This window comes from Pseudoxanthomonas composti (assembly GCF_004122095.1).
Lineage (GTDB): Bacteria > Pseudomonadota > Gammaproteobacteria > Xanthomonadales > Xanthomonadaceae > Pseudoxanthomonas_A > Pseudoxanthomonas_A composti.
Genome location: NZ_SAWZ01000007.1, coordinates 1 through 24,567, shown reverse-complemented (window position 1 = coordinate 24,567; position 24,567 = coordinate 1). Strand labels below are relative to the sequence as shown.

Sequence of the window (24,567 nt, the reverse complement as noted above, 5' to 3'; positions counted from 1 at the left end):
TGTCCCCTTGTCTACGCAATCTCCCAGCGGCGGTCGGCAACGCTGGACTCAACCGCATCATAGGCGCGGCGGCAGGGCGCAGGGAACGGGTGGCGACGGGGCAGTGGATCTTCGCGCGCAGCCCATCGCACATCGGTCGCCAGGACGGCCCAGGTGAGGATTCGAATCCGGCGGCGCTGGCGATACGCCTGCACGGGTCTCGAGCAGTCTTCTGACAGGCGCGGGCGGCCGCTTCCGGTTTTCCTGCAAGCGCGTGCGGGGAAGGATGAAAGCCAATCCAGTTGGGATCGTCCAATGCGCACCACCACGACTGCCTTCGCCCCCCTTCTGCTGTCCCTGGCGCTGCTGGCGCCGGTGCCGCCGCTGCATGCCGGCACCGCGCCGCCGCTGATGCTGGCGACCGCTGCCCCACCGGAAGTCGAGGTGTCGCGCTATCTGGTCAGCGAAAAACTCGACGGCGTGCGTGGCTACTGGGACGGAACGTCCATGTGGACGCGCGGCGGTGCGCGGGTGGCGCTGCCGGCCGGTTTCACCCGCGGTTGGCCCTCCGTGCCGATGGACGGCGAGTTATGGCTGGGACGCGGGCGCTTCGATGAAGTCAGCGCGCTCGTGCGCAGCAGCCCGGCGCACGCGCGGGCATGGCAGCCGCTGCGTTTCATGGCGTTCGATCTTCCCGCCGAGCCAGCGCCTTTCTCACAGCGTGCGGCGTTACTGGAGCGAGCGATCCACGCGGCCGGCAACTCGCATCTGCTGCTGGTAAGGCAGGAGCGCTTGTCCAGTGCGGCGGCGCTGCAGGCGCACCTGCGCGCGGTGGTGCGTGGCGGCGGTGAGGGGTTGATGCTGCATCGACGCGACGCGCTCTACAACGCGGGCCGCAGCGAGGCGCTGCTTAAGTACAAGCTGTTCGAGGATGCCGAGGCGCGCGTGGTCGGGCATGTGCCTGGCCAGGGACGGCTGGTGGGGACACTGGGCGCCCTGGTGGTGGCCTTGCCCGATGGACGACGCATGCGTCTGGGCAGCGGCTTCACCGATGCCCAGCGTGCCGCACCACCACCCATAGGCAGCTGGGTGAGCTTTCGCTACAGCGGCACCACCTCCACCGGGCTTCCGCGCTTTGCGCGCTTCCTGCGCGTGCGCGAGGAACTTCCACCTGTGGAAGTACGCAGCGAGCGCTAAGTACTGCATGTGCCGGCGTGCTTCATCGCGTCGTGAATCGACTTACGCTCGCGTGGGGGTTTCGTCTCATCTGGAATCAATCATGCGCGTGCTTGATGAAAATTTCGCCATGTTCGCGACGACGTATGTCGAGCCTTGTTGGATCGTGATACACAGCTTGATAGGGGAATTTCAAGGGAGCGCCGCGCCGCGCCTGTCCGAAGACGGGCCGGCGATGGCCTCGCTTTGCCTGGAGTTTCCCTGTCTGCAGAACCGCTTCATCCAACCCCCACCCACGACATCCGTCGAATCCAAACTGGAGAGATTTGGAAGTGAATGCCGCATCCTTGAAGAGAACGGCGCTGGCCACCGCGCTGTTGCTGGCCAGCAGCCCCTTGTTCGCGCAGTCCACCACCGGCTCGATCTTCGGCACCGTTGCCGAAGGGCAGGGCACCACGGTGTCGGTGGCCAACGACAGTGGCTTCAGCCGCGAGATCCAGGTCGAGGGACGCGGCCGCTACTCCATCGCCAACCTGCCGCTGGGCACCTATACCGTCACCATCAAGCGCCAGGGGCAGGTGGTCGACACGCGCGGCAATATCGGCATCACCGTCGGCGCCGGCACCGAGGTGTCCTTCGCCGGGCCCAACGTGGAGACGCTGGACGCGGTCGCCGTCACCGGCACGCGCATGGCGGGCATCGACGTGGCCAGCACCGATACGCGCACCGTCATCACCTCCCAGGAGCTGGACATCCTGCCGCTGGGTCGCACCGCCGAGGCCATCGCCCTGCTCGCGCCGGGCGTGGTCAACAACAGCGGCAGTTTCATCGGCACCGGCGGCAATGGCGGCTCGCTGCCGAGCTTCGGCGGCTCGGCCGCCTCGGAAAACGCCTACTACCTCAACGGCTTCAATACCACGATCCCTACCGCAACCTGGGCGGCCTGACCCTGCCTTACGGCGCCATCGACCAGCAGGAGATCTTCACCGGGGGCTATGGCGCGCAGTTCGGCCGTTCCAACGGCGGCGTCATCAACCAGGTCGGCAAGCGCGGCACCAATGCCTGGAAGTTCGGCGGCGCCTTCATCTATGAGCCGCAGTCGCTGCGCGCGCGGCAGAAGGACCTGCATTACTCCAACCCGGGCGTGATCCCCAGCCCGGTGGCCGGCTCGCTGTATCGGCCCAACAGCGAGAACGAGATGGATCGCCTGGTCTACAGCGCCTACGTCGGCGGCCCGATCGTCAAGGACCGGCTGTTCTTCTTCCTGGCCGGCGAGCTGGGCAAGACCGATGGCCAGCGCCTCAATACGGTGGAGGACACCGCCGCGCCCTACGTGTCCTACAGCTACGACAGCCCGCGCTACTACGCCAAGCTGGATTGGTACATCACCGACGACCACCTGCTGGAGTTCACCGGGGCCGAGGACAAGTACGAGGCCAGCGGCAACATCTACAACTACGATTTCAATGCGCGCCAGGTCGGGGCCTACCGCGGGCCGGATAACGACATCGAGACCGGACATACGCTGCGCAGCCTGCGCTACACCGGCTATCTGACCGACAGCCTCACGGTGACGGCGCTGTACGGCGAGCAGGAATCTCCCAACTACAACCAGAACCCGGGCTACAACCCGGACCTGCCCTTCATCTCCGGCCTGGCCAACCAGAGCCCGGCCTACACCGGCGGCCGTCCGATCGGCAATGCGCAGACGGTGTCCTCGGTGGTCGATCCGGATCGTCGCTACGAGAAGGACAACCTGCGGCTCAACCTCAACTGGGTCATTGGCGATCACAGCATCGACGTGGGCGTGGACAACCAGGAACTGCGGGCCTTCAACCAGGGCTCGCGCACCTCCGGGCCGGGCTTTGCCTGGGCCTACGGCTACACCGCCAACCCCGACCCCAACGCACTGCTGAGCGGCGCCACGCGCCAGGACGGCACGCCGGGCGGCGTGCCGAGCCCGCGTGGCTATCCTTTCGGCGCTGGCGGCTACTACGCCATCCGCACCCAGGCCTACGCGCTGAGCTCCTACAAGGCCGAGCAGGACGCCTGGTACATCGAGGACCGCTGGCAGGTCACCGACAACCTGCTGTTGAACCTGGGCCTGCGCAACGACAAGTTCACCAACTACAACGACCGCAACCAGCCGGTGTACGACGTGGACAACCAGTGGTCCCCGCGCCTGGGCTTCTCCTGGGACGTGCACGGCGATTCCACCCTGAAGTTCTTCGGCAACCTGGGCCGCTACTACCTGGGCCTGCCGCTGGCGCCAGGCGGCCTGGCCAACTCCAGCCTCAACACCAGCACCTACTTCACCTACAGCGGCATCAACGCCGATGGCACGCCGGTCACCGCCGCGCAGCTGGCGCCACCGGTGTCGGCCAACGAGAACTTCGGCAACCCGCGCGACTACCGCACCATCTCGCCCAAGAACATGGAAGGCGAACACCAGGATGAGCTGATCCTGGGCTTCAACAAGCAGCTGGCCAGCGGCTGGCTGGTGGGCGTGCGTGGCGTGCACCGCGACCTGAAGGCCGCCATCGACGACACCAAGGCCAATATCCCCGCGATCCTGGCGGCGGCGCGCCAGGCCGGCTTTGCCATCAGCCCCAACAGCTCGGCCAGCCTGCTGTTGAACGCCGGCGACACCAACACCTTCCGCCTGCTGGGCACCGATGGGCAGATCCACGAGCTCACCCTGACCAACGCGCAGATGGGCTTCCCCCAGCTCAAGCGCAAGTACTCGGCGCTGGAGTTCACCCTGGAGCGGCCCTCCGACGGCACATGGTTCACCCGCCTGAACTATGTCTGGTCGCACAGCCGCGGCACCACCGAGGGGCAGATGCGCTCGGACCTGTACCGCGGCAACGGCGAGAGCATCGGCGTCAACCAGGGCCAGAACTACACCGCCACCACCCAGACCTGGGATCACCCGGCGCTGATGGAGTTCTACAACGGCGACCAGTCCAACGACCGCCGGCACGCGCTCAAGGGCTATGGCTACTACCAGCTCACCTCCGAACTGGGGGTGTCGGGCAACTTCAGTCTGGTCTCGGGCACGCCCCGGCAGGTGCTGGGCTACTACTGCGGCGACAACTACCCGCTGGCCAGCTCGACTTACATCTACAACCCCGGGCAGAACCCGGACCCGGTCGGCTATGGCGGGTCCTATCACTGCTACCAGGGCGAGCCGGCCCTGCCGGGCAAGTCCGGGCGCCTGCCGTGGACGCGCCAGTTCGACCTGGGCGTGGTCTACAAGCCGGCCTTTGCCGACGGCAAGCTGGGCATCACGGTGAACGTGTTCAATGTCACCAACGAGCAGGCCGCGACCTATCTCAACGCGCGTTCTGAGTTGAGCCCGGGCTCGGCCCACCCGCTGTTCGGTGCGCCGATGTTCTACCAGGAGCCGCGCAGCGCGCGCCTGACGGTGAGCTACGACTGGTAAGCGGGACTGCCGAGCCCATCGCACCGTCCCGCATGGGCCGGTGCGATGGGCTGTCGCGCCAGGGTCGACAGGCCCTGGCGATTTTCTGGCCAGTGGCTAAGCCACCAGCACGAGCTTGCCGATCATGCTGCCGGCTTCCAGCAGGGCGTGCGCCTGCTTGAGCGTGCCGGCGTTGAGGCCGTCGATGCGGCGGGTCAGGGTGTGCTGCAGGTCGCCCTTGCCCACCAGCTCGGACACACGCTTGAGCAGGGCGTGCTGACGCTCGAGGGTGCGGGTGTTGTGCACCGGGCGGGTGTACATGAACTCCCAGTGGATCGAGATCGACTTGGACTTGAACGGGCCGATGTCGAAGCCGACCGGGTCGTCGATCAGCGCCAGCTGGCCTTCGGCGCGCAGCACCTCCACGATCTGCGGCACGTAGCTGGCGCTGGCATTGAGCCCGGCCACGTGGGTGACGTCCTCGATGCCGAGCGCGGCCAGCTGCGGTGCCCAGGGCTGACTGTGATCGATGACGTGATGCGCACCGTGGGCCAGCACCCAGTCGCGGGTCTCCGGCCGCGAGGCGGTGCCGACGATGGTCAGGCCGGTCAGCCGCCGCGCCAGCTGGGTCAGGATGGAGCCCACGCCACCGGCCGCGCCGGTGACCAGCAGCACGTTGTGTTCGACCGGGTCGGCCTGGTGCGCCTTGAGGCGGTCGAACAACAGTTCCCAGGCGGTGATGGCCGTCAGCGGCAGCGAGGCCGCCTCGGCGAAGTCCAGCGAGGCCGGCATCGGACCGACGATGCGCTCGTCCACCGCCTGCAGTTCGGCATTGCTGCCGGGACGGTTGATGTCCCCGGCATACCAGACCCGGTCGCCAGGCTTGAAGCGCACCGCACGCGGGCCCACCGCCTTGACGACGCCGGCCGCATCCCAGCCCAACACGCGCGCCTGACCTTCGGGCACCGCGCCGCCGCGACGGACCTTGGTGTCCACCGGATTGACCGACACTGCCCGCACCTCGACCAGCAGGTCGTGCTCGCGCAGCTCCGGGGTAGGCAGCTCCAGGTCCAGCAAGGCCTCGGGGTGGTCGATGGGGTGGTTCTGGCGGAAACCGACGGCTTTCATGCGCAGTGCCTCATGCAGGGTTGATGGCGGCCATGGTGACTTACCTGGTACCGACGAAAAATGGGCTATAAGGGCTAACACTTTCCGCGATTCGAAGAAAATGATCCGGCTCGACGACGTCCAGATCTTCGTGCAGACCGTGGACGCCGGCAGCTTCTCCGAGGCGGCGCGGCAGTTGAGCATCGCCCCGGGCCTGGCCAGCAGCGCGGTGCAGCGGCTGGAGAAGGCGCTGGCGGTGCGCCTGTTCGTGCGCTCCACCCGCAGCATGCAGCTGTCCGAGGACGGCGAGCGCTACCTGCCGCACGCGCGCGCCCTGCTGGTGGCGCTGGCCCAGGGCGAGCAGGCCCTGGCCCACGGCCGTGGCGCGCTGTCCGGGCCGCTGCGGCTCTCGGCGCCATCGGACTTCGGCCGCAATCTGCTGCTGCCGTGGCTGGATGCGTTCCAGCACGCGCATCCGGAGCTGTCGCTGCAGCTGCGCATCAGCGACCGCGCCGCCGATTTGCTGCGGCAACCGCTGGATGCGGCCATCCGCTACGGCGCGCTGTCCGATTCGGCCCTGGTCGCGCTGCCGCTGGCGCCAGGCAACCGCCGCACCCTGTGCGCGGCACCGGCCTACCTGGCACGTCATGGCACGCCCTCCAGCGTGGAGGAGCTGCGGCGGCACAACTGCCTGCGCTTCGTCTGGGGCGAGCAGGTGCATGAGCGCTGGCGCTTCACCCTGCCCGGCGGCGAGCGCACGGTGACGGTCTCCGGCGACCGCGTCAGCGACGATGCCGATGTGGTCCGTCGCTGGGCCATCGCCGGCGAGGGCCTGGTCTACAAGTCGCGGCTGGATGTGATCGAGGACCTGGCTGCAGGCCGGCTGGTCGAAGTCTTCCCCGGCGAGCACTGCGAGCCGGCCCCGCTGCACCTGGTGTGCGCCCACCGCAGCCAGCTGACCCCGGCGCTGACGCGGCTGCGCGAGTTCCTGCAGGCGCGCTGCGACGCCTTGCTGGCGACGCGGCCTTAGTGCGGCTGCCGATGCCGGGACAACTGGTGATCGTCTGCGCTGAGGGAGCGTCTCGAAGTGTTCAGGCCCATCAGCCGCGATGGCGCGCCCAGCCGCGCCGTTATGCCGCCGATGCCCCGGGGCCGCGTTAGTCGCTCTCATGGAAGAAGTCGGGATGGTTCGAGGTGCCCCGAAAGCCACGCGCAACCACGATGCGACCAGCGCGGCCGGCATGCTCGCGGCGCAGGCAGACAACGCATGCTGATGACGCGCGCTAAATTTCCCGGTCCTGCTCGTCCGCCGGCCACCGGCGCTGGATGCGCGAGGGGCAGGCGCCAAACTGCGCCCTGCGCTGCTGGTGGAAGGCCAGGAAGTCCGCTGCCGGCATGGCCTTGGCGAACAGCCAGCCCTGGGCGAAATCCACCCCACGCGCGCGCAGGTAGTCGGCCTGCGCCTGGGTTTCCACGCCCTCGGCGATCAGCAGCAGGCCCAGGGCGCGGGCCATGCTGATGATGTGGTCGGTCACCGAGCTGGTGGCGCTGTCCAGGCCGATGGTCTCCACGAAACTCTTGTCGATCTTCAGCGCATCCAGTGGTAGCGACTGCAGGTACTGCAGGCTGGAGTAGCCGGTGCCGAAGTCGTCGATGGCCAGCGAATGCCCGGCCGCGCGCGCCTGGCCGATGGTGGTGCGCGCGGCCTCCACGTCGATGAAGCCACGCTCGGTGGCTTCCAGCAGCAGCTGGCCCGCTTGCAGCTCCTTGCCTTCCAGCTTGCGCGCGATGACGCGCACCGCGCGCCCGGTGCGGATGTCGTCGGCGCACAGGTTGATCGCCACGTGCATCGTCGCATCGGCTGCCAGCGTGGGGCCCAGTTCGTCCAGGACGCTGTCGATGACCTGGTCGGTGATCGGCTTGATCAGCCCGCTGTCCTCGGCCAGAGGGATGAACAGGTCCGGCCGCACCAGCGAGCCATCCGGGCGGCGCCAGCGCACCAGCGCCTCGGCGCCGACGCAGGCGCCGGTGGGCAGGTGGATGACCGGCTGGTAGTGCACGACGAACTCGCGCTTGCCCACGGCGATGGCCAGCTCGCCGCGCGGCGACAACCGCCGTCGCGACACCCAGACGATGCCGCCGATCATGATCAGCGTCAGCAGCAGCGCAAACGGCAGCAGCAACAGCTGCTCGCGCCGCAGGTGCTGCAGGGTCTGCGTGCGCGGCTCGGTCGCCACGGCGACCCAGTCGCCCGCGCGGGCGACGGCGTAGAAGCTGTCCTCCTCGCGCCCGGCACCGTCCCGCGCCAGCACGCGCGCCAGCAGGTCAGGGTCCGGGGCGTGGCGCTGGGCCATGATCTGGCCGTCGCGGGTAGCCACCGTCAGCGACAGGCTGGGGTCCACCAAGACGTCCACCAGTCGCGCCGGATCCACCAGGGCGTTGTGGGCGCCGGCCTGCATGGCGATCATCACGTTGCCGGTGCTGACGATGGGCCGCACGTGCAGGTTGAGCCTGACACCCTCGCGGGTGGTGAAGTGCGCACGCGGCTGGCGCACCTCGCCTTCCACCACGCCCCAGGACGTGCACTTCAGGCGGCGCTGCTGGAAGTAGCCCAGCTCCTCCACCGAGATGTTGCTCAGGGTCAGTGCACGCATCCGCGCGATGTGGTCCTGCGAGCACGCGGCCAACCCGGCGGCATCGCTCTGGTGCAGGGTCTGGACGACTTCCTGATAGACCAGCTGGGTTCGTGCCAGGGTCGATCCGGCGATCTCGGACAGGCGGTCCTGTTCCTCGCGCACCGAAAGCTGCCAGGCGCCGTAGAACAGCGCCGCAAGCGGCAAGGCGATCGCCAGCCCGATCATCACCGTGGCAAAGAAAATGACGCGTGTGCGAGCCAACGGGGGCATTCCTGCGATGCGTATCGAATTTATAACAAGCCGCCGCGGCCCACGCTGGGAGGCGCGTCATGCTTGTGAATGTCCCGTGAAAGATTGTGGCCAGGTCGGTCCGGCTAAGCTGGCGCCCTTTCTCGATGAGGTTGGACATGAGGCATTGGCGCGGGTGGGCACGGGCGTGCGCGGTGTGGATGGGCCTGGCCGCGCTGACGGGGGTGCAGGCGCAGACAGCTGCCCCCGTGCCAGACCGGCGCATCGCGGTGACCATCGACGATCTGCCCTGGCAACGCATCGACAAGACCCCGCCCGACCAGTTGGGAGATTGGCATCGGCAACTCATGCAACAGCTCAGGCAGGCGGGCGTGCCGGTGACCGGCTTCGTCAACGAGGGCAAGTTGCAGGGCGCCGCCGCGGGCCAGGCGCTGCCGGCGACCCAAGGCACAGTGCCGCCCGAGCGGGTGGCGATGCTGCGCGACTGGCTGGAGGCCGGGTTCGACCTGGGCAACCATACCTGGGGCCACGTCGGGCTGAGCCAGACCCCGCTGGCCGAGTACCAGCAGCAGATCCTGCGTGGCGAACACGTGTTGCGTCCGCTGCTGGCCGAATATGGCAGGACGCCGCGCTGGTTCCGTCACCCCTACCTGCAGGCCGGCACCACGCCGGAGCTGCGCGCGCAGCTACGCGATTTCCTGTCCGCGCACGGCTATGCCATCGCGCCGGTCACGGTGGACAACGGCGAATGGGTCTGGGCCTTCGCCTATGCGCGCGTGCTGGAGTCGCAGCCGCCAGGGCCGGAACGGCAGGCCACCCTGCTGCGGCTGCGCAAGGGCTATGTGCCCTACATGCTCAACAAGCTGGACTACTTCGAGCAGCAGTCGATCAAGCTGCTGGGCCGCAATGTCGCCCAGACCTGGCTGCTGCACGCCAACGAACTCAATGCCGTCAGCTACGCCGACCTGGTGGCGGCCACGCGGCGACGCGGCTATCGCTTCATCACCCTGGACCAGGCGATGCAGGACCCGGCCTACCGGCGGCCCGATGGCTATACCGGCCGCTACGGCGTGAGCTGGCTGCACCGCTGGGCCATGGCCGAACACCGGCCCAAGGATTTCTACGCCGGTGAGCCGGTGGTGCCACGTTGGGTGATGGACCTGGCCGGGGTGGAGAGCGAATGACGCGACAGGCGGGTCCGCCGCGCCCCACGCCGTGCCTGGATGAGCGGCGCGCACTTGCCCCGCGCCGCGCGGTTCAGGGCTGCGGCGGAGCCTGAGTTTCGGGCACAGGTGCAGGCGGTGCTGGTGTCGCCGATGGCGCAGCCGGGCAGCGCGGTACGCCGCCACCGACCACGCATTGCACGCAGCAGCGGCCCGTCGACGGCACCGGCGCCTGCGGAAGCACCGGATCGCCATCATTGTGTTCCGGCGGGGTCGGCGTCGACTCCGGAGCTGAGGACGTGCCTTGCAGCCGGGCCAACTCCGCGGCCGGTTTCAGCTTCAGCAGCACCGCCCAGTCCTGCCGGTTGAAGTTGCATGCGGCCTCGTTGTCGGGCGTGCACGGCGCACCGCCGCTGTTGCGCTGGAGCAGCCCCCAGAACGCGCCTTTGCGGTTGAGCGGCAGCAACCGCATCGTCACCGCCTGCTGCACGTTGCCGCCAACCAGATACGCGGTGCTGTCGCCGCCTGGATTGGCCGCCACCACGATGTCGCAGTGCATGCTCAGGCCATCGCGCCCCTTGGCGATGCGCTGCAGGCCGGTAAAGCCCAGCGCATCGCCACTGCCGCGCACATGGCAGAGCAGGTCGCCCTGGGCCGGTGTGGCCAGGGCAGGATCCACCGGCAGGAACGGGCTGCGCTCGGGCGCGCGAAAGGCATCGCGCACATAGTCCATGTGGCTGGCCGACAGCCGGAAGCCGGGCACGCCTGCCCGTTGCATCGTCCAGGACACGAAGGCCGCCGACCAGGCGTAGTCCACCACGAAGCTGCGGCAGCGCGGCGCCATCGCAGGATCCAGCGGCGCGGCCAGGCAGCTGTCGGTATCGCCCACGCCAAGTCGCGACAGCAGTCCGGTCTCGCGCCAGTACAGCGCCACCCGCTGCCACGCCGGGGTGGCTTGGTCCTCCAGCAGCGTGTCCTCCGCTTCCATGACCTGCGCCCGGGCCAGGCGGCCCTGGCGGTCGATGAAGGGCCGGTACCAGAGCAGATGCTCGTTGCAGGCCACGGCGGCGATGCGCGTGGCGGGATCGGGCGCGGCGGTCTGCGTGCGCAGCTGCGGGCAGACATCGCCTGCGTGCGCTGGCAGCGCGAGCGATCCGAGCATGGTCAGCAGGCTGGCCAACAGCAGGCGCATCGTCATTCCCTGGCGGCGTCGGTGGGGATGTCCATCATCCATGACGCGCCGCATGGCGGCGTGCACAGGCGGCGAGCAGCCGGCAAGCTTGCTCCGCGCCATCCCGGCACCAGCTGCTGGCGCCTGTCGCCACCGGCGCCGGGCCGGCTTGCGCAGGCGCTGACGGCAGGTTCAGTCCCGTGCATCCAGCCTGTCGCGCCTGGGGCGCCGCACCCGTAGTCACAGGAGGCATCGATGGACAAGCAGTACGTGCTGGCGATCGACCAGGGCACCACCAGCTCGCGCGCGATCCTGTTCGACCGGGCAGGGGGCATCAAGGGCGTCGCCCAGCGTGAGTTCACCCAGATCTTTCCGCAGCCGGGCTGGGTGGAGCATAACCCGCGCGAGATCCTGTCCACGGTGCTGACTACCATGACCGACGTGCTGACCCAGGCCGAAGTGGATGCCGCGCAGGTCGCCGCCATCGGCATCACCAACCAGCGCGAGACCACGGTGGTGTGGGACCGCCACACCGGCCAGGCGGTATACAACGCCATCGTCTGGCAGTCGCGGCAGTCGCTGGGCGTGTGCAAGGCGCTGATCGAGGCCGGGCACGATGCGCTGTTCCGCGCCAGGTCCGGATTGCTGATCGATGCCTATTTCGCCGGCACCAAGCTCAAGTGGATCCTGGACAACGTCGAAGGCGCGCGCGCCAGGGCAGAGCGCGGCGACCTGCTGTTCGGCACCATCGACAGCTGGCTGATCTGGAACCTGTCCGAGGACAAGGCCCACGTCACCGACCAGACCAACGCCGGGCGCACCCTGATGTACGACATCCACGCGCTGCGCTGGGACCAGGAGTTGCTCGACATCCTTGGCGTGCCCAGCTCGATGCTGCCCAAGGTGTGTTCCTCCAGCGAGGTCTACGCGCACACGGCCGGGCGCCATTTCTTCGGGCAGAAGGTGCCCATCGCCGGCATCGCCGGCGACCAGCAGGCGGCGCTGTTCGGCCAGGCCTGCTATGCGCCCGGCATGGCCAAGAACACCTACGGCACCGGCTGCTTCGTCCTGATGAACACCGGCGAGCAGGCGGTGACCTCGCGCAACGGCCTGCTGACCACGATCGCCTGGGGCCTCGATGGCAAGGTGGAGTACGCGCTGGAGGGCAGCATCTTCGTTGCCGGCTCGGCCGTGCAGTGGCTGCGCGATGGCCTGCGCATGTTCGGCAAGGCCAGCGACACCCAGGCCTATGCCGAGCGCGTGCCCGACACCGACGGGGTGTACATGGTGCCGGCCTTCGTCGGGCTAGGCGCGCCGTACTGGGACAGCGAGGTGCGCGGTGCGTTCTTCGGCCTGACCCGCGGCACCCGCAAGGAGCATTTCATCCGCGCCACGCTGGAATCCATGGCCTACCAGACCCGCGATGTGCTGGCGGCGATGGAAGCCGATGCCGGCCTGACGCTGCGCGAATTGCGTGTGGACGGCGGCGCGATCGGCAACGACTTCCTGGCCCAGTTCCAGGCCGACATCCTCGATGTACCGGTGGTGCGCCCGCAGGTCTCCGAGACCACCGCGCTGGGCGCGGCCTACCTGGCCGGACTGGCCATGGGCTTCTGGGAAAGTCGCGAGGAGATCGCCAGGCAGTGGGCGGTGGATGCGCGCTTCGAACCTGGCATGCCGGAAGCGGACCGCCAGCGCCGCTACCGAGGCTGGCAGAAGGCGGTCAAGGCCACCATGGCCTTCAAGGACGATTGACCTCCGCGCGCCTTGACCCGGCCTTGCCAAGGCCGGAATCACACTGTGGCCGGCGAGCACGCCATGGCGGCGTGTGGCGCGCAGGCATGCGCGCCGCGCCGGGCCATACAGACCTCAAGGAGATGGACGCATGATCAAGACGATGCACGCACCGATGCTGGCCGTGGGCCTGATGCTGCTGAGCCCGCTGGCGCAGGCCGAAGTGGTCAACCTCACCAACAGCGCAGAGGGCGCCACCAAGGACGCGGCCGTCAGCGAGGCCCGCAAGAAGCTGCAGGACGCCTGCACCGACCGCAAGGGCAAGCCGGACCCGGCGTCGTTCGAGGTCGTGTTCGAGCGGACCAGCACCAACCCCGACGTCCCCAAGCCGCACTACGTGGACGCCAAGCTCAAGTGCGACCTGCCCTGACGCGCACCAAGCCCCGGTAGACAACCGCGCGTCATCCTCCCGTAGGGTGGATGACGCTCTTACATCCACCATCGCCGCAAATCGAACAAAGCGGATATGTGGAGGGACCTGCGCAAGCGGAGGATCCGCACGCGAACGGCGCCTGCGTGCTCTCGCGACGCCTGCCTTGATGGACAAGCCTCGCGTTGTCCACCCTACGCGGGCCTCTGGCCCTTTGGTGAGAGCGGCTTCAGCCGCGAAGGGGCGCTCCCGAGCAAGCCCCTTCGCCGATGAATCGGGTCCCACATGAAGAAGCAGGCCGTAGGGTGGATGACGCTCTTCCATCCACCATCGCAGCGAATCGAACAAAGCGGATGTGTGGAGGCGTGCGACCCGCGCAAGCGCAGGATCCGCACGCGCACGGCGCCTGCATGATCTCGCCGAGCCTGCCTTGGTGGACAAGCTTCGCCTTGTCCACCCTACGCTGGTCTTTGGCGCTTCCGTGGGAGCGGCTTCAGCCGCGAAGGGGCGCCCCCGAGCAAGACCCTTCGCCGATGAATCGGCTCCACATCAAGAAGCAGGCCGTAGGGTGGATGACGCTCCTCCATCCACCATCGCCGCGAATCGAACAAAGCGGATATGTGACCACGCCAACGGAAGAGTCGCGCCCGCGGCGCCTGCGTGATCTGGCGGCACCTGCCTCGGTGGACAAGCTTCGCGTTGTCCACCCTACCGGGGCCTCGGACCCTGTTGTGGGAGTGGCTTCAGCCGCGAAGGGGCTTTCCCAAGCAAGCCCCGCCGCCGCTGAATTGGCTCCCACATGAAGGCGCAGTCGCCGGGAATAGAGTCTGGTCCAGACGACGCAACCCATCGTTGACAGCAGCGCCTGGTGCGAGCGCTGGCTGCTGCAAGCACGCGCTCACCATTGCGCGGTCAGGCTGCGAAACGGCCGCGGCACGCTGATGCCGCGCGCATCGAAGTCGCGCATCGGCTTGCCATCGACGATGACCGAAGTCGGCCGCGTGCGACTGGGCCAGAGCACCTTGAGCGCGGCGTCCGCGCGCAGGCCCTTGCCCAGGGTGATGGTCAGTCGCTGGTCCTGCTGCCGCGCCTGCATCGCCAGCGTGCCATAGGCGGTCGGCAGCCCATCGATCTTCAGGCCGGGCCCTGCGACCCAGGAGGGCGGCGTGCCGGGCAGCAGCGACAGCGCATCGTCGCCTTCGGACATCAGCATCCCGAACACGCTGCGCGCGTACTCGGCGCCGATCCAGGTGTGCGGCATGTCGCCCAGGTAGATCGCATGGCGCTTGTCCGAGTAGATCACCTCGGCCAGTTCCTGCCAGGCGCGCGGGCGACGGTCGCCGGCCACGTGCTGCAGCATGAACTCCGCATCGGCCGGACGATCCAGGTGCACGTAGGTCAGCACGTTGCGCATCTCGTAGGGCGTGTAGGCATACAGCGCGCCAGGCGTGTCGCGCTTGCGCACCTCGGCCAGGTAGCGGTCGAAGGTGTTGGCCAGCGCTTGGGGCGGCAGCACGCCCTGCGCGCCGGTGGGGTCCAGCGCGATGGAGAGGCTGGTCGGGTCGCTGCCGCCCTGGTCGGCGTCGGAAGGAAGGGTGTCGATGCCCTTCCACTGCATGGTGGTGCGGATCGAGGCGGCCAGCGAATCGCGCAGCAGCGCGTACTGCTCGCGCGCCCAGCGCGCGGTGGCCGCATCGCCCCACTGCTCGGCCAGCCATGCGCCATCGTGCCAGCCGCGCAGGGCCCAAAAATTGTCCCAGTAGCTATGCGTGGGCACCGAGTAGCCCTCATGGCTGATCGACGGGGCGATCAGCCCGGCAAAGCGCTCCGGCATGGGGCGATCGGCCTGGTAGCCGGGCACCAGCGTGCGTTCGCGCAGGGTTTGCAGGAACTTCAGCGCGCGGTTCACCTGCGGCTGGTATTCGCGCACGCTGCGCGCCCCGCCATCCAGGCGTGCGACCTCGGCCACCAGCCACAGGTACTGGCCCTGAGCGTCGTACTCCAGGTCCGAGCCGAAGCCGGTGTTGACGCTGCCATCGTCGTTGAGGATCGGCGAGACCAGGCCGTCCTCGTGCACGGCGTGGTCGCTGTACCAGTGCAGGTAGTCGCGCGCGGTGCCGGCCATGCCCATGCGCAGCAGCACCGCCGCGGTGGCCGACCCATCGCGGATGAAGGAGCGGTTGTAGTTGCGCGGGCCCGGCTGCATGGCCGGGCCGCTCTGGTTGAGCAGCATGTAGGCCGCCTGCGCGCGCAGCATGTCCACCAGCGAGGCGTCGGGCAGGGACAGGCCGATCCGGCCCAGTCGCTGTTCCCACTGCGCGGCCAGCGCATCGGCCAGCGCATCGAAGCGCGCGCCGGCCCGGTTGCCTTCGCCCAGCAGCGCCTGCACGTCCAGCGTCGGGGCGGGCGGCCAGCGCGCGGCCTCCACGGTGGCCGCGTCGATCACCTCGTTGCCCAGCGCGAAGGCCAGCACGATGTCGCGCTGCGCGCCCGGCGCCAGCGCGATGCGATAGCCCAGCAGGCCGGCGGCCAGGCCTTGCGGGTCGCTGGCCTGCTGCGCCTGCGGCGCGCTGCCGTCCGCGGCGAAGCGGGTGATCTCGTGCTCGCCATGCGCACCGAAGGCAGCCACGCCGTGCAGCTCGGGCGCGGCGGCGCTCTGGAACAGCAGCCGGCCGTTCACGCGGACGCCGCGGCCCTGGTCGATGGCGATCTCCCGGATCGGCGAGAGCCCGCCGTTCTGCCACGGCGGGCTGACCTGCAGCGGTCGGGTCAGCAGCGACAGCGTGCCTTCGACCGGCGTGCCGCCGGTATTGCGCAGGCGATGGCGCACCAGTACCACCGGCGCGCCAGCCTTCGCTGCATCGGCATGTTCGATGGCGATCGCGCTGCTGGTCAGCTCCAGCCCGGGCTGCGGCGACCATTGCAGCTCCGGCATCGGCATCCAGCCGGCGCGCAGGCGATGGACGATGGACGTGTCCACGTTGGCCGCCGCGGCCTTGCCGCTGGCGTCGCGCCACACCGGCTGCACCAGCGGTGCGCCCTTGAAGGCCTCTAGGTTGCCGTATTCGTCGAATACCGCCTTTTGCCGGCCCGCCGGGATGCCGACCATCGTCCAGTACACCTGCTGCATGTGCAGCGAGGAAGGAAACAACGCCGCATGCCGGCCGGTGGCCGCCAGCTGGTAGCGCTTCATCGGCGTCATGACCGCCTGGGGGCCCAGCACGCGCAGTCGCGTGACGCTGGGCGGCTTGCCATCGGCCGCGTGGGTCAGCAGGCGCAGGGCGGTGACGGTGCGTGGCGCATCGCCGGCCAGGTAGGAGGCCGCGCCGAAGGACTGCGGTTCCTGCGCCAACGGCGTCCACTGCCCAGAGGCATCGCGCCCCTCCACTTGCGCGCTGCCTGGCGCCTGGCCCCAGCTGACCTGCAGGCCGGCCACGTCCTGCGGCTGCGGGAAATCCACCTGCAGGCCCTGGCCGTGGCCGAGCTTGCCGAGCAGGCGTGCCGGGCCTGGGCTCCACAGCGCCGCCGCCTCGCCCTTATCCGCCAGGCCGACGATGCGTGGCGCCTGCCCGGCGGCCAGCGGCTGGAACTCGAAAATGCCCACGCCCCAGTCGGCCGTGCGCGTCGGCGCGGCCAGCCGCAGGAAGCGGGTGCGCACCGCGGGGAACAGCACGTACTCGGTCTTTCCTGGGCTGTCCTGGGTGGTGTAGATGGTGCGCCAGGCCTGGCCGTCGTCGGAGGCCTGCAGCAGATAGTGGTTGGCGTGGCTGACGTCCCAGGCGATGCGTACCCCGCCGATGTCGGCCGGTGCGCCGATATCCAGCTGCAGCCAGTGCCCGGGCGAGAACGGCCCGCCCCAGCGCGTGGCCGGATCGCCATCGAAGGCATGAGCCGAGGCCAGGGCCGGGGCCTCGGTGGCCGAGCTGCTGGCCTTCCACTGGCTGCGCGGCGGCAGCGAATCGCCCGCGGCCTGCGCAGCCTGCGCCAGCATCAGCCACCCCAGCGCTGTCGCGCAGACGCCCCGCATGCCCATGATGCCCCCTTGTTCGCCCGTGTGGACCTGATGTTAGGAGCGCTCACAGAGCCCAGCGAGCTGCGTTGCAGCAGCTGGGCTTGCCGCAACGTGCGTATTCACGCGTGCAAATGACGCGATCTCGGCCAAATGCTCGAGGTATACGGAACGGAATGGCGGTTATTCAAAATTGCCATTTGCTTCACTGCAGCATGAGGGGGACACTCACTCCGTCGCCTCCCTCCCGGCGACACAAAGGCCCCGCGATCCCTCCCTCGCGGGGCCTTTCTCTTTGTGGCGGCAATGGAACGTCAGCGGGCCTGCGCGCCCAGCCGCGACATCAGGATCCCCGCACGGATCGCCTGCCGGTCCAGGCTGCCCAGGTCCGCGGTTTCCCCGGGTGCGTGACTGCCCGCACCGGCGATGCCCAGCCCCACCAGCCCATCGACGTCGGCCGCCACGAAGGCGATATCGCCGGCGCCGCGCTTGAGCGGGTCCAGCTCGGCCATCGGCGCCAGGCCCAGGTCCTGGTTCACCGCGTTGAGCTGGGCCAGCAGGGCGCGGTTGCCCGCCGTCGGCGGCATCGCCGGGTAGCTCTCATCGAAGCCGATGCTGGCCTCGGTCAGCGGCAGGTGGCGCGCGACGATGGCCTGCATCTTGCGGCGCACGCGCTCGGTCTGGTCCTGGCTCAGGGTGCGAAAGTCGCCCTTGGCCACGGCCACGGAAGGGATGATGTTGCTCTTGCCATCGGCGCTCAGGCGCACCCCATCGGCATCGAGCTCCGCGCGCTGGCCGCCGCCGATGAGTCCGACATTGAAGGTGAGGTTGGGCTCGGGCAGCTCCTGCCGGAAGGCGGTGAGGATGCGCGAGAGCTCGAAGATCGCCCCGTCGCCGGCGCTGGAAGAGAAGATCCCGGAGCTGTGCCCGGACTTGCCGGTGGTCTTCAGCGTCCAGCTGTTGCTGGAGCGGCGGGCGATGGAGCCCATGTCCTGGCCGTCCTCCTGCGCCAGGTTCTCGAAATCCAGTGCGACGTCCGCGCGCTTACCGGCGGCCACCAGGTCGGCGCGCGCCAGGTCCTGCGGGTCGCCGACATCCTCTTCATCGCCGGTCAGCACCACCTCGATGTTGGCCGCCGCGAGCGTGCCGGCCGCCTGCATCGCGCGCAGGGCACCGAGCATGACCACCACGCCGCCTTTGTCGTCGCCCACGCCCGGGCCGGTGGCGGTCTGGCCCTTGGCCGAATAGGTCTGGAACGGCGCATCGGCCTCGAACACCGTGTCCAGGTGACCGATCAGCAACAGCCGCTTGCCGCCGGGTCTGCCGGTGTGGGTGGCGATCAGGTGGCCGGCGCGCTGAGTTGCGGGCATCGGCTTCCATTGCACCTTGAACCCCAGCGCCTCCAACTCCGGCCGCAGCAGCTGCGCCACCTTGGCCACGCCCTCCAGGTTCATCGAGCCGCTGTTCTGGTTCACCAGCGTTTCCAGCAGCGCCACCGAGCGGCCGTGCTCGGCTTTGACGGTGCTGGCGATCTTCTGCTCGGGGGCAGACAAGGCCGCCTGCGCGGTCATGGGCAGCAGCGGGGCGAGCAGCAGGGCACGGGCACAGGCGTGGCGAAGCATCGTGGCGTCCATCGGCGGGGAAGGGCGAGCATAGCCGCAGCGCATTGCCCAGGCAGGCCGCACCGCCGCGGGACATGACGCCCATGTCATTCACCGCGCCTGGCCACGGCGCAGGCCACAGTGCGGCCATGCTGCCGCGTCTGCTCCTGCTGTTGTTGTGCGCGATGCTGCCCGCGCCGCTGCTGGCGCAGGCCGCGGCGGGCGCGGAGCTGCCGCACGTGCTGGACGACGCGCGTGCCCTTGCGCCCTTGCGCGCGGTGCTCGTCGCCCGCCACGGCAGGCTGCTGGGCGCGCAGGCCTACCACGGCGCATCGCTGGACCGCGCCACCAACATCAAGTCCGCGTCCAAGACCGTGGTCTCGGCCCTGGTCGGCATTGCCATCGACAAGGGCGTGCTGACCGGCGTGGACCAGCGCATCGCGCCGCTGCTGCAAGGCGAGCTGCCGACCGATCCCGATCCGCGCTTGGCCAAGGTGACCGTCGGTCACCTGTTGAGCATGCAGGCCGGGCTGCAGCCGACCTCCGGCGCGAACTACGGGCGCTGGGTCGCCGGCCGCAACTGGGTCCGCGGTGCGCTGGCCCAGCCCTTCGTCGATGAGCCCGGCGGCGGAATGCTGTACTCCACCGGCTCCACGCACCTGCTGTCGGCCATCCTCACCCGCCGCACCGGGCGCAGCACCCTGCAGTTGGCCCGCGACTGGCTGGGCCAGCAGCCCGGCTTTGCCATCAGCGCCTGGGGCCGCGATCCGCAGGGGATCTATTTCGGCGGCAACCAGATGTCGATGACGCCGCGTGCCCTGCTGGCCTTCGGCGAGCTGTATCGCAATGGCGGCAAGACGGCCGACGGCACGGTGGTCGTTTCCGCGCACTGGGTGCGACAGTCGTGGACGCCACGGACGCGCTCGATCTACACCGGCGATGGCTACGCCTATGGCTGGTTCCTGCGCCGGATCGCCGGACAGGACGTGGTCTTCGCCTGGGGCTTTGGGGGGCAGATGCTGTACGTGGTGCCGGCGCTGGGACTGACCGTGGCGATGACCTCGGATGAGCACACGCCTTCGCGTACCGGCCACCTGGGCGATCTGCACGCGCTGATGGGGCGGATCATCGACAGCCAGTCGCCCGGTGCGCCGGTGCGGACCGCGCGGTAAGGGCACCGCTCACAACCCGTCCGGCACATGCGGGTCGCATGCGCGTCGCCTCGCGGAGTTGTTTCTGTGGGAGCCGCTCCCACAAAGGGCCATTCCCACAGAATGCTTCCAGCGCAATTGAGCTTTGCCGTCGGGCGTCGCGCACCGCCACGCGCCCTCAGCGGCGCCGCCCGTACCAGAAGTCCAGGTGCCGCCGCGAGGTCAGCATGCGCCGGCGCATCAGCGCGAAGCGCAGCATCAGCCGCAGGTGCTCCCAAGGCGTGAACATCTGCAGCTTGCGCGCGGAGGTGCGCACCGCCTCGCGCAGGATCACGAACCGCCCGATGCGCGCCAATGCGCGGCTCATGGCCACGTCCTCGCCCGCGTAGTAGCGCTGGTTGAAGCCGCCGGCCGCGTCGAAGGCCGCGCGCGTGCAGAACAGGAAGCAACCCGGGGCGATGCCGGTGAAGCGGAACAGCCAGCCGAAGCACCACTCGCCCAGCCGCACATGCCAGGCGCCGGCCTCGGGCATGGTCACGCGCGCGCCGCCGCCAACCGCGCCACCTTCGAGCGCAGCCACGGCCGCGGCCAGCACCGGCGCATCCACGCTGGTGTCGGCATCCACGAACAGCAGCGCCTGGCCGCGGGCGGCCTGCGCCCCGGCATTGCGGGTCGCGGCGATCTGGCGATGTTCCACCCGCAGCACCTGCGCGCCATGGACGCGGGCCACCTCCGCGGTGCCATCCTCGGAGGCGTCATCGACCACGATCACTTCCCAGTCCAGCGCCAGCGCTCCGGCGGCCTGGCGCAGGGCCATCAGCGTCGCCGGCAACTGGGCGGCCTCGTTATGGGCGGGGATGATGACCGAGAGCATCGGGTGGCCCGTGCGGAAGAGGAGAACTTGGAAACTGTGTCGCGAATGTCACCGTGCGGACATCCGCAGACAGTTTCCTGGTGCTAGTGTGAAGTTCGCGAGGTCCCCCATGAGCCACCCTGTCGAAGGTCCCTTCGTCATCCGCGTGCTGGTCGGCCAGAGCCCCTACGGCTCCAACCGCTGGAACGCGGCCGCGCGCCTGCATCATGGCGATGAGGCGCAGGCGGTGGAAACCGTGGCCCTGGAGGACAACTACCGCACCGAGGCCGAGGCCCGGGCCGCTGCCACCGAGGCCGGTCGCGCGCTGGCCCGGCGCCTGCCGGGCGACCACAGCTATCGCAAGAAGCTGCTCGAGGCCGACGCCTGAGCCTCAGTCCGGCACTGTCGCCGCCGGCGTGTCCGCCGGTGCGGTCAAGGCCGCGCCGGCGGAGGCCATGATCACCGCGCCGATGGCCAGCCACTGCAGCAGGCTCAGCACCTCCTGCAGGAAGATCAGCCCGGCCAAGGCGCCGACCGCCGGTTCCAGGCTCATCATCATGCCGAAGGTGCTGGCCGGCATGCGCGGCAGCGCCATCATTTCCAGGGTGTAGGGCAGGGCCATGGACAGGGCGGCCACGCCCAGCGCGGCCGGCAGCAGCGCCGGGTCCAGCAGCTTGCCGCCGGCATCGGCCACGCCCCAGGGCACCACCACGCAGGCGGCGATCACCGCGCCCAGGGCCACCGACTGGGTGCCGTGCTCGGCGCCGACCTTGCCGCCGAAGACGATGTACAGCGCCCAGCACGCCCCGGCGGCCAGCGCGAAGGCCGCGCCCAGCGGATCAACCCCCTGCTGGCTCTCCGACCACGGCACCAACAGCAGCAGGCCCACCACCGCCAATACGATCCACAGGAAGTCGCGCGGTCGCCGCGAGCCCAGCACCGCCAGCGTCAGCGGGCCGGTGAACTCAAGGGCCACGGCGATGCCGATCGGCACCGTCGCCAGGGCCTGGTAGAACAGGCCGTTCATCGTGCCCAGCGACAGGCCGTAGCCCAGCAGCGAGCGCCAGGGCAGGCCGCGCAACGGGGTCCGCCATGGGCGGAACACGATCAACAGCATCGCCGTGCCCAGGGCCAGGCGCAGCGCAGCGGCGCCGGCGGCCCCCACGGCGGGAAACAGGGATTTGGCGATGCTGGCGCCAACCTGGACCGACACGATGGCCAGCAGGACCAGCAGCACCGGGACCAGGCGAGACGCGCGCGGAAGGGAAGCGGCCTGCATGGCAGCGGGAGTCACCGTCGTGGGGCCGATCAGGATACCCCGCCAGCCCACGGAAAACGGGCGCCGAAGCGCCCGTGTGAAGTGATCGAGCCGTGGCCCGGCGCAGCCGGGCGTCGGCTTCAGTGCGCGGTGCCGCCCGAAGGCTTGGTCGCCGCACGACTGCCGCCGCCGATGGTGTCGCTGGGGACATGCGGCGGCGTCTGCTTGGTGGCGGTATCGGCACGGCCCGACGCACTGGCCGAGGCCACGGACGAAGGCGACTGGACCTCCGATGCGGTCGGGATGGCGCTGGAGACGGTGGAGCGCGCCGTGAAGGCACTGGCCTCCTGCGTGTCCTGCGCCTGCACGCGCACCTGATTCTCGACGTCGGTCACCCCCCGGCAGCGCTCGGCCAGGTCCTCGGCAAGGTGCTTCATCCAGCGGTGCGGCACGGTGCCGGTCATCAGCACCACGCCCTGGTTGACCTGCACGGCGATATCGCGCGCATCGATGGCATCGCTTTCGTAGAGGCGCTCGTTGATCTCCTCGGCGATGCGCTCATCGCTGCGTTGGTAGTCGCGCGGGCCCATGCCCCGGTACCCGTAGGCATGCGGGGCCGGACCCTGGCGCCCGGGGCCACCGCGACGGCCGCGTTCGATTCCCTGCTCGCGGTCCCAGTCCGGGGTCGAGCCCCCGGTCCAGGCGGCGCGCGCATGGCGTCCACGGCGAGCGGCGCCGGCGCCCTCGCGTCCTGTGCCGATCGGATCTTCCACGCTATCGACTCCCTCGCCGCGCGCGGCACGGCCGGCATCGCGGTAGGCGCGTGCCAGAAAGTCTTCTTCCTCATCCACTTCGGACTTCCTGGACTGGACGCGCTGGTCGAAGACCCGCTGCTGCATTTCCTCGGCCCGCTGCAGGAACCAGTCGCGTGCCGCGCCCATGTAGCGGGCGCCGGCATCGAAGGCCTCGCGGGCGTTGGCCTTGAAGTCCTCGGTGATCTCATCGGCCGTGCTGTGTCGCTGATAGCGGTTGCGCATGCTGTCCTCCGTGTCTGGGACCGCCCCGCACCTGCTGGTGGGGGCTTTGGCAGCAAGTCTGGCGCGTCCCTGCGATAGCGGTCTGCGAAACCGTAGCGCCCGCGTGTTGACGCGGGCTTAGCGTTTGCGTCGACGCTGGGCGCGACGCCTTGCCCATTGCTTCGGGCGCGGCGTCGCCCCGGGCATGGTCAGCCCAACGCGGGGAACAGTTTGGCCAGCTGGGCGATTGCGTCGTAGGTCAGCTGCGCGTTGGGGGCGGTGCTGTCGTCGCCGAAATCGTGCTCGCCCTGGGCCTGCACCAGGATGCCGTCGCGTCGTGGCACCACGCTGAGGTTGTGGCCGCGCCAGTACAGGCCGTAGTTCACCTCCGGCTGCGGGATCAGCCGCGCCGTCTGCCCGCGTACCGGCACGATGCTGTCATCGCCCAGCAGGGCGCGCGCGCCGTAACCGGTGCAGTTGAGGATGATCTTCTCGCGCAGGTCGGCGAATTGGCGCGGGCTCTCGAAGTGCCGCGTGTGGACCTCGCCGCCGAGCTGCAGGTACTCGTCCATCAACATCCGCGAATAGCTGGAGATGTTGAACACCATGTTGGTGGTGCGCTTGGCATAGGGCACCGGGAAGGGATGGGCGCTCTGTGCGATGGGCTGCGAGCGGTGGTGCAGCTCCGGCGTCAGCCGGCTCTCCAGCACCGGGTACTCCGGCTCGCCGGATTCGGCGCCGGGCATGGGCTGGTCGAACGGGACGTCCGACAGCACGTACTGGTCGCGCCACTCGATCGGGTCGCCCGGCAGGCCGAGCATGGTCTGGTAGCGGCGGTGGGAAATGCGCGCCATGTCGGCCCAGCGTCGTTCGAACTCGGGCGTGGCGTGCTCGGCGCTGCAGATGCGCGACTCCGGCGTCCACGCGCCGGTGGCCAGGAAGGAGCGCACGTCGGGCATGCGCTCGGCCGCGTAGATGCGCACGCGGTAGCCGGCGCGCTGGGCCACCAGCGCCGTGGTCAGGCCGATGGCGCCACAGCCGATGATCGCCAGTTCGCGCTCGTCCATGTCCTGGATCAGCCGCAGCGCGTGCTCGGCCGTGCCCCAGGACAGCGACCAGCCGCTGCCGCCGTGGCCGTAGTTGTGCACCACGGTCTTGCGGCCGATCTGCTCGCGCTCGGTCCGCGGGCCCTGCGCGCGGAACGGGCGGGTGCACACGCTGATGGCCACGATGCGGTCGCTCGCCGCCTTGATCGGCACCAGCGGGGGCGTGGGTGCGAAGGCCTGTCCGCCGAGTGCCGGCGCGGTGCTGGCGGGAACCGCCGCGGGCGTGGCGGCGCGCGCCGCCGATGCGGCCAGCAGGGAAGGCGAGGACAGGGCAGCGGCGGCGATGCCGGCCCGGCCCAGGAATTGGCGACGGTGCATGCGGACTCGTTGGCGTGAGTGGAGCCCGGAGCATACCGGGCCTGCCGCGCGCGCCCGCGCGGCGGGCGAGTAGGGGACACCGCGCTGGGTCGGAGCGCGGTGCCATCGGGCCAATGGTGTTGCTAGGGAAGTGCTGGTGAAGTCGTCAATGAAGTTGCTGCTGATGCTGTGGGAGCGGCTCCAGGT

The 24,567-nt window shown here is 69.4% G+C and carries 16 protein-coding genes and 1 pseudogene; 8 read left to right on the top strand and 9 right to left on the bottom strand.

All coding sequences use genetic code 11. The features are described 5' to 3' along the window. The first annotated feature begins 294 nt into the window (after positions 1 to 294). Both EPA99_RS13325 and EPA99_RS13320 read left to right on the top strand, forming a co-directional pair. Positions 295 to 1,176 (top strand): DNA ligase, encoded by an 882-nt coding sequence (locus tag EPA99_RS13325; protein ID WP_129471730.1) that lies wholly within the window; start codon positions 295 to 297, stop codon positions 1,174 to 1,176. A 311-nt stretch (positions 1,177 to 1,487) separates the two neighbouring features. Beyond that, a pseudogene (locus tag EPA99_RS13320) lies at positions 1,488 to 4,600 on the top strand (TonB-dependent receptor). Between the two features lie 96 nt (positions 4,601 to 4,696). Here the strand turns inward: EPA99_RS13320 and EPA99_RS13315 are convergent. Beyond that, a complete protein-coding gene (locus tag EPA99_RS13315) occupies positions 4,697 to 5,707 on the bottom strand; it encodes a zinc-binding alcohol dehydrogenase family protein (protein WP_129471729.1) in 1,011 nt (336 codons plus the stop codon). 100 nt (positions 5,708 to 5,807) lie between these two features. On the opposite strand from EPA99_RS13315, the gene EPA99_RS13310 reads away from it, so the two are divergent. After that, on the top strand, positions 5,808 to 6,716 hold the full coding sequence (locus tag EPA99_RS13310) for a LysR family transcriptional regulator (protein ID WP_129471728.1): 909 nt from the start codon (positions 5,808 to 5,810) through the stop codon (positions 6,714 to 6,716). 253 nt (positions 6,717 to 6,969) lie between these two features. Here the strand turns inward: EPA99_RS13310 and EPA99_RS13305 are convergent, their stop codons facing one another. After that, positions 6,970 to 8,583, bottom strand: coding sequence for an EAL domain-containing protein (locus EPA99_RS13305; RefSeq protein ID WP_129471727.1), 1,614 nt, complete (start codon positions 8,581 to 8,583; stop codon positions 6,970 to 6,972). Positions 8,584 to 8,771: 188 nt separating this feature from the next. Between EPA99_RS13305 and EPA99_RS13300 the strand changes: the two genes are divergently transcribed. After that, complete coding sequence (locus EPA99_RS13300; protein ID WP_129471868.1) at positions 8,772 to 9,755, top strand: polysaccharide deacetylase family protein; 984 nt, start codon at positions 8,772 to 8,774, stop codon at positions 9,753 to 9,755. Between the two features lie 73 nt (positions 9,756 to 9,828). Here the strand turns inward: EPA99_RS13300 and EPA99_RS13295 are convergent, their stop codons facing one another. Continuing rightward, positions 9,829 to 10,926 (bottom strand): DUF2272 domain-containing protein, encoded by a 1,098-nt coding sequence (locus EPA99_RS13295; protein WP_129471726.1) that lies wholly within the window; start codon positions 10,924 to 10,926, stop codon positions 9,829 to 9,831. A gap of 234 nt (positions 10,927 to 11,160) precedes the next feature. Here EPA99_RS13295 and glpK point away from each other — a divergent pair, with 234 nt between their 5' ends. Together glpK and EPA99_RS13285 are read left to right on the top strand one after the other, a co-directional pair. Continuing rightward, positions 11,161 to 12,660, top strand: a complete 1,500-nt coding sequence (glpK, locus tag EPA99_RS13290; protein ID WP_129471725.1) for a glycerol kinase GlpK — start codon at positions 11,161 to 11,163, stop codon at positions 12,658 to 12,660. Positions 12,661 to 12,790: 130 nt separating this feature from the next. Further along, positions 12,791 to 13,069 (top strand): hypothetical protein, encoded by a 279-nt coding sequence (locus EPA99_RS13285; RefSeq protein WP_206733759.1) that lies wholly within the window; start codon positions 12,791 to 12,793, stop codon positions 13,067 to 13,069. 898 nt (positions 13,070 to 13,967) lie between these two features. Here EPA99_RS13285 and EPA99_RS13280 read toward each other — a convergent pair. Beyond that, positions 13,968 to 17,102 (bottom strand): discoidin domain-containing protein, encoded by a 3,135-nt coding sequence (locus tag EPA99_RS13280; RefSeq protein WP_129471724.1) that lies wholly within the window; start codon positions 17,100 to 17,102, stop codon positions 13,968 to 13,970. A gap of 290 nt (positions 17,103 to 17,392) precedes the next feature. Continuing rightward, a complete protein-coding gene (locus EPA99_RS13275; protein WP_206733758.1) occupies positions 17,393 to 18,700 on the bottom strand; it encodes a M20/M25/M40 family metallo-hydrolase in 1,308 nt (435 codons plus the stop codon). Between the two features lie 128 nt (positions 18,701 to 18,828). On the opposite strand from EPA99_RS13275, the gene EPA99_RS13270 reads away from it, so the two are divergent. Then, positions 18,829 to 19,851, top strand: a complete 1,023-nt coding sequence (locus EPA99_RS13270; protein WP_129471722.1) for a serine hydrolase domain-containing protein — start codon at positions 18,829 to 18,831, stop codon at positions 19,849 to 19,851. Between the two features lie 157 nt (positions 19,852 to 20,008). On the opposite strand, the gene EPA99_RS13265 is transcribed toward EPA99_RS13270, so the two are convergent. Next, a complete protein-coding gene (locus EPA99_RS13265) occupies positions 20,009 to 20,704 on the bottom strand; it encodes a glycosyltransferase (protein WP_129471721.1) in 696 nt (231 codons plus the stop codon). 109 nt (positions 20,705 to 20,813) lie between these two features. On the opposite strand from EPA99_RS13265, the gene EPA99_RS13260 reads away from it, so the two are divergent. Next, positions 20,814 to 21,071 carry a hypothetical protein gene (locus tag EPA99_RS13260; protein WP_129471720.1) on the top strand — a complete coding sequence of 86 codons (258 nt, stop codon included), beginning with the start codon at positions 20,814 to 20,816 and terminating at the stop codon, positions 21,069 to 21,071. Positions 21,072 to 21,074: 3 nt separating this feature from the next. Here the strand turns inward: EPA99_RS13260 and EPA99_RS13255 are convergent, their stop codons facing one another. The 3 genes from EPA99_RS13255 to EPA99_RS13245 form a co-directional block, all read right to left on the bottom strand. After that, positions 21,075 to 21,962, bottom strand: coding sequence for an EamA family transporter (locus tag EPA99_RS13255; RefSeq protein WP_129471719.1), 888 nt, complete (start codon positions 21,960 to 21,962; stop codon positions 21,075 to 21,077). 119 nt (positions 21,963 to 22,081) lie between these two features. Beyond that, a complete protein-coding gene (locus EPA99_RS13250; RefSeq protein WP_129471718.1) occupies positions 22,082 to 22,978 on the bottom strand; it encodes a BON domain-containing protein in 897 nt (298 codons plus the stop codon). Positions 22,979 to 23,166: 188 nt separating this feature from the next. Next, a complete protein-coding gene (locus EPA99_RS13245) occupies positions 23,167 to 24,381 on the bottom strand; it encodes an FAD-dependent oxidoreductase (protein WP_129471717.1) in 1,215 nt (404 codons plus the stop codon). Positions 24,382 to 24,567: the final 186 nt, after the last annotated feature.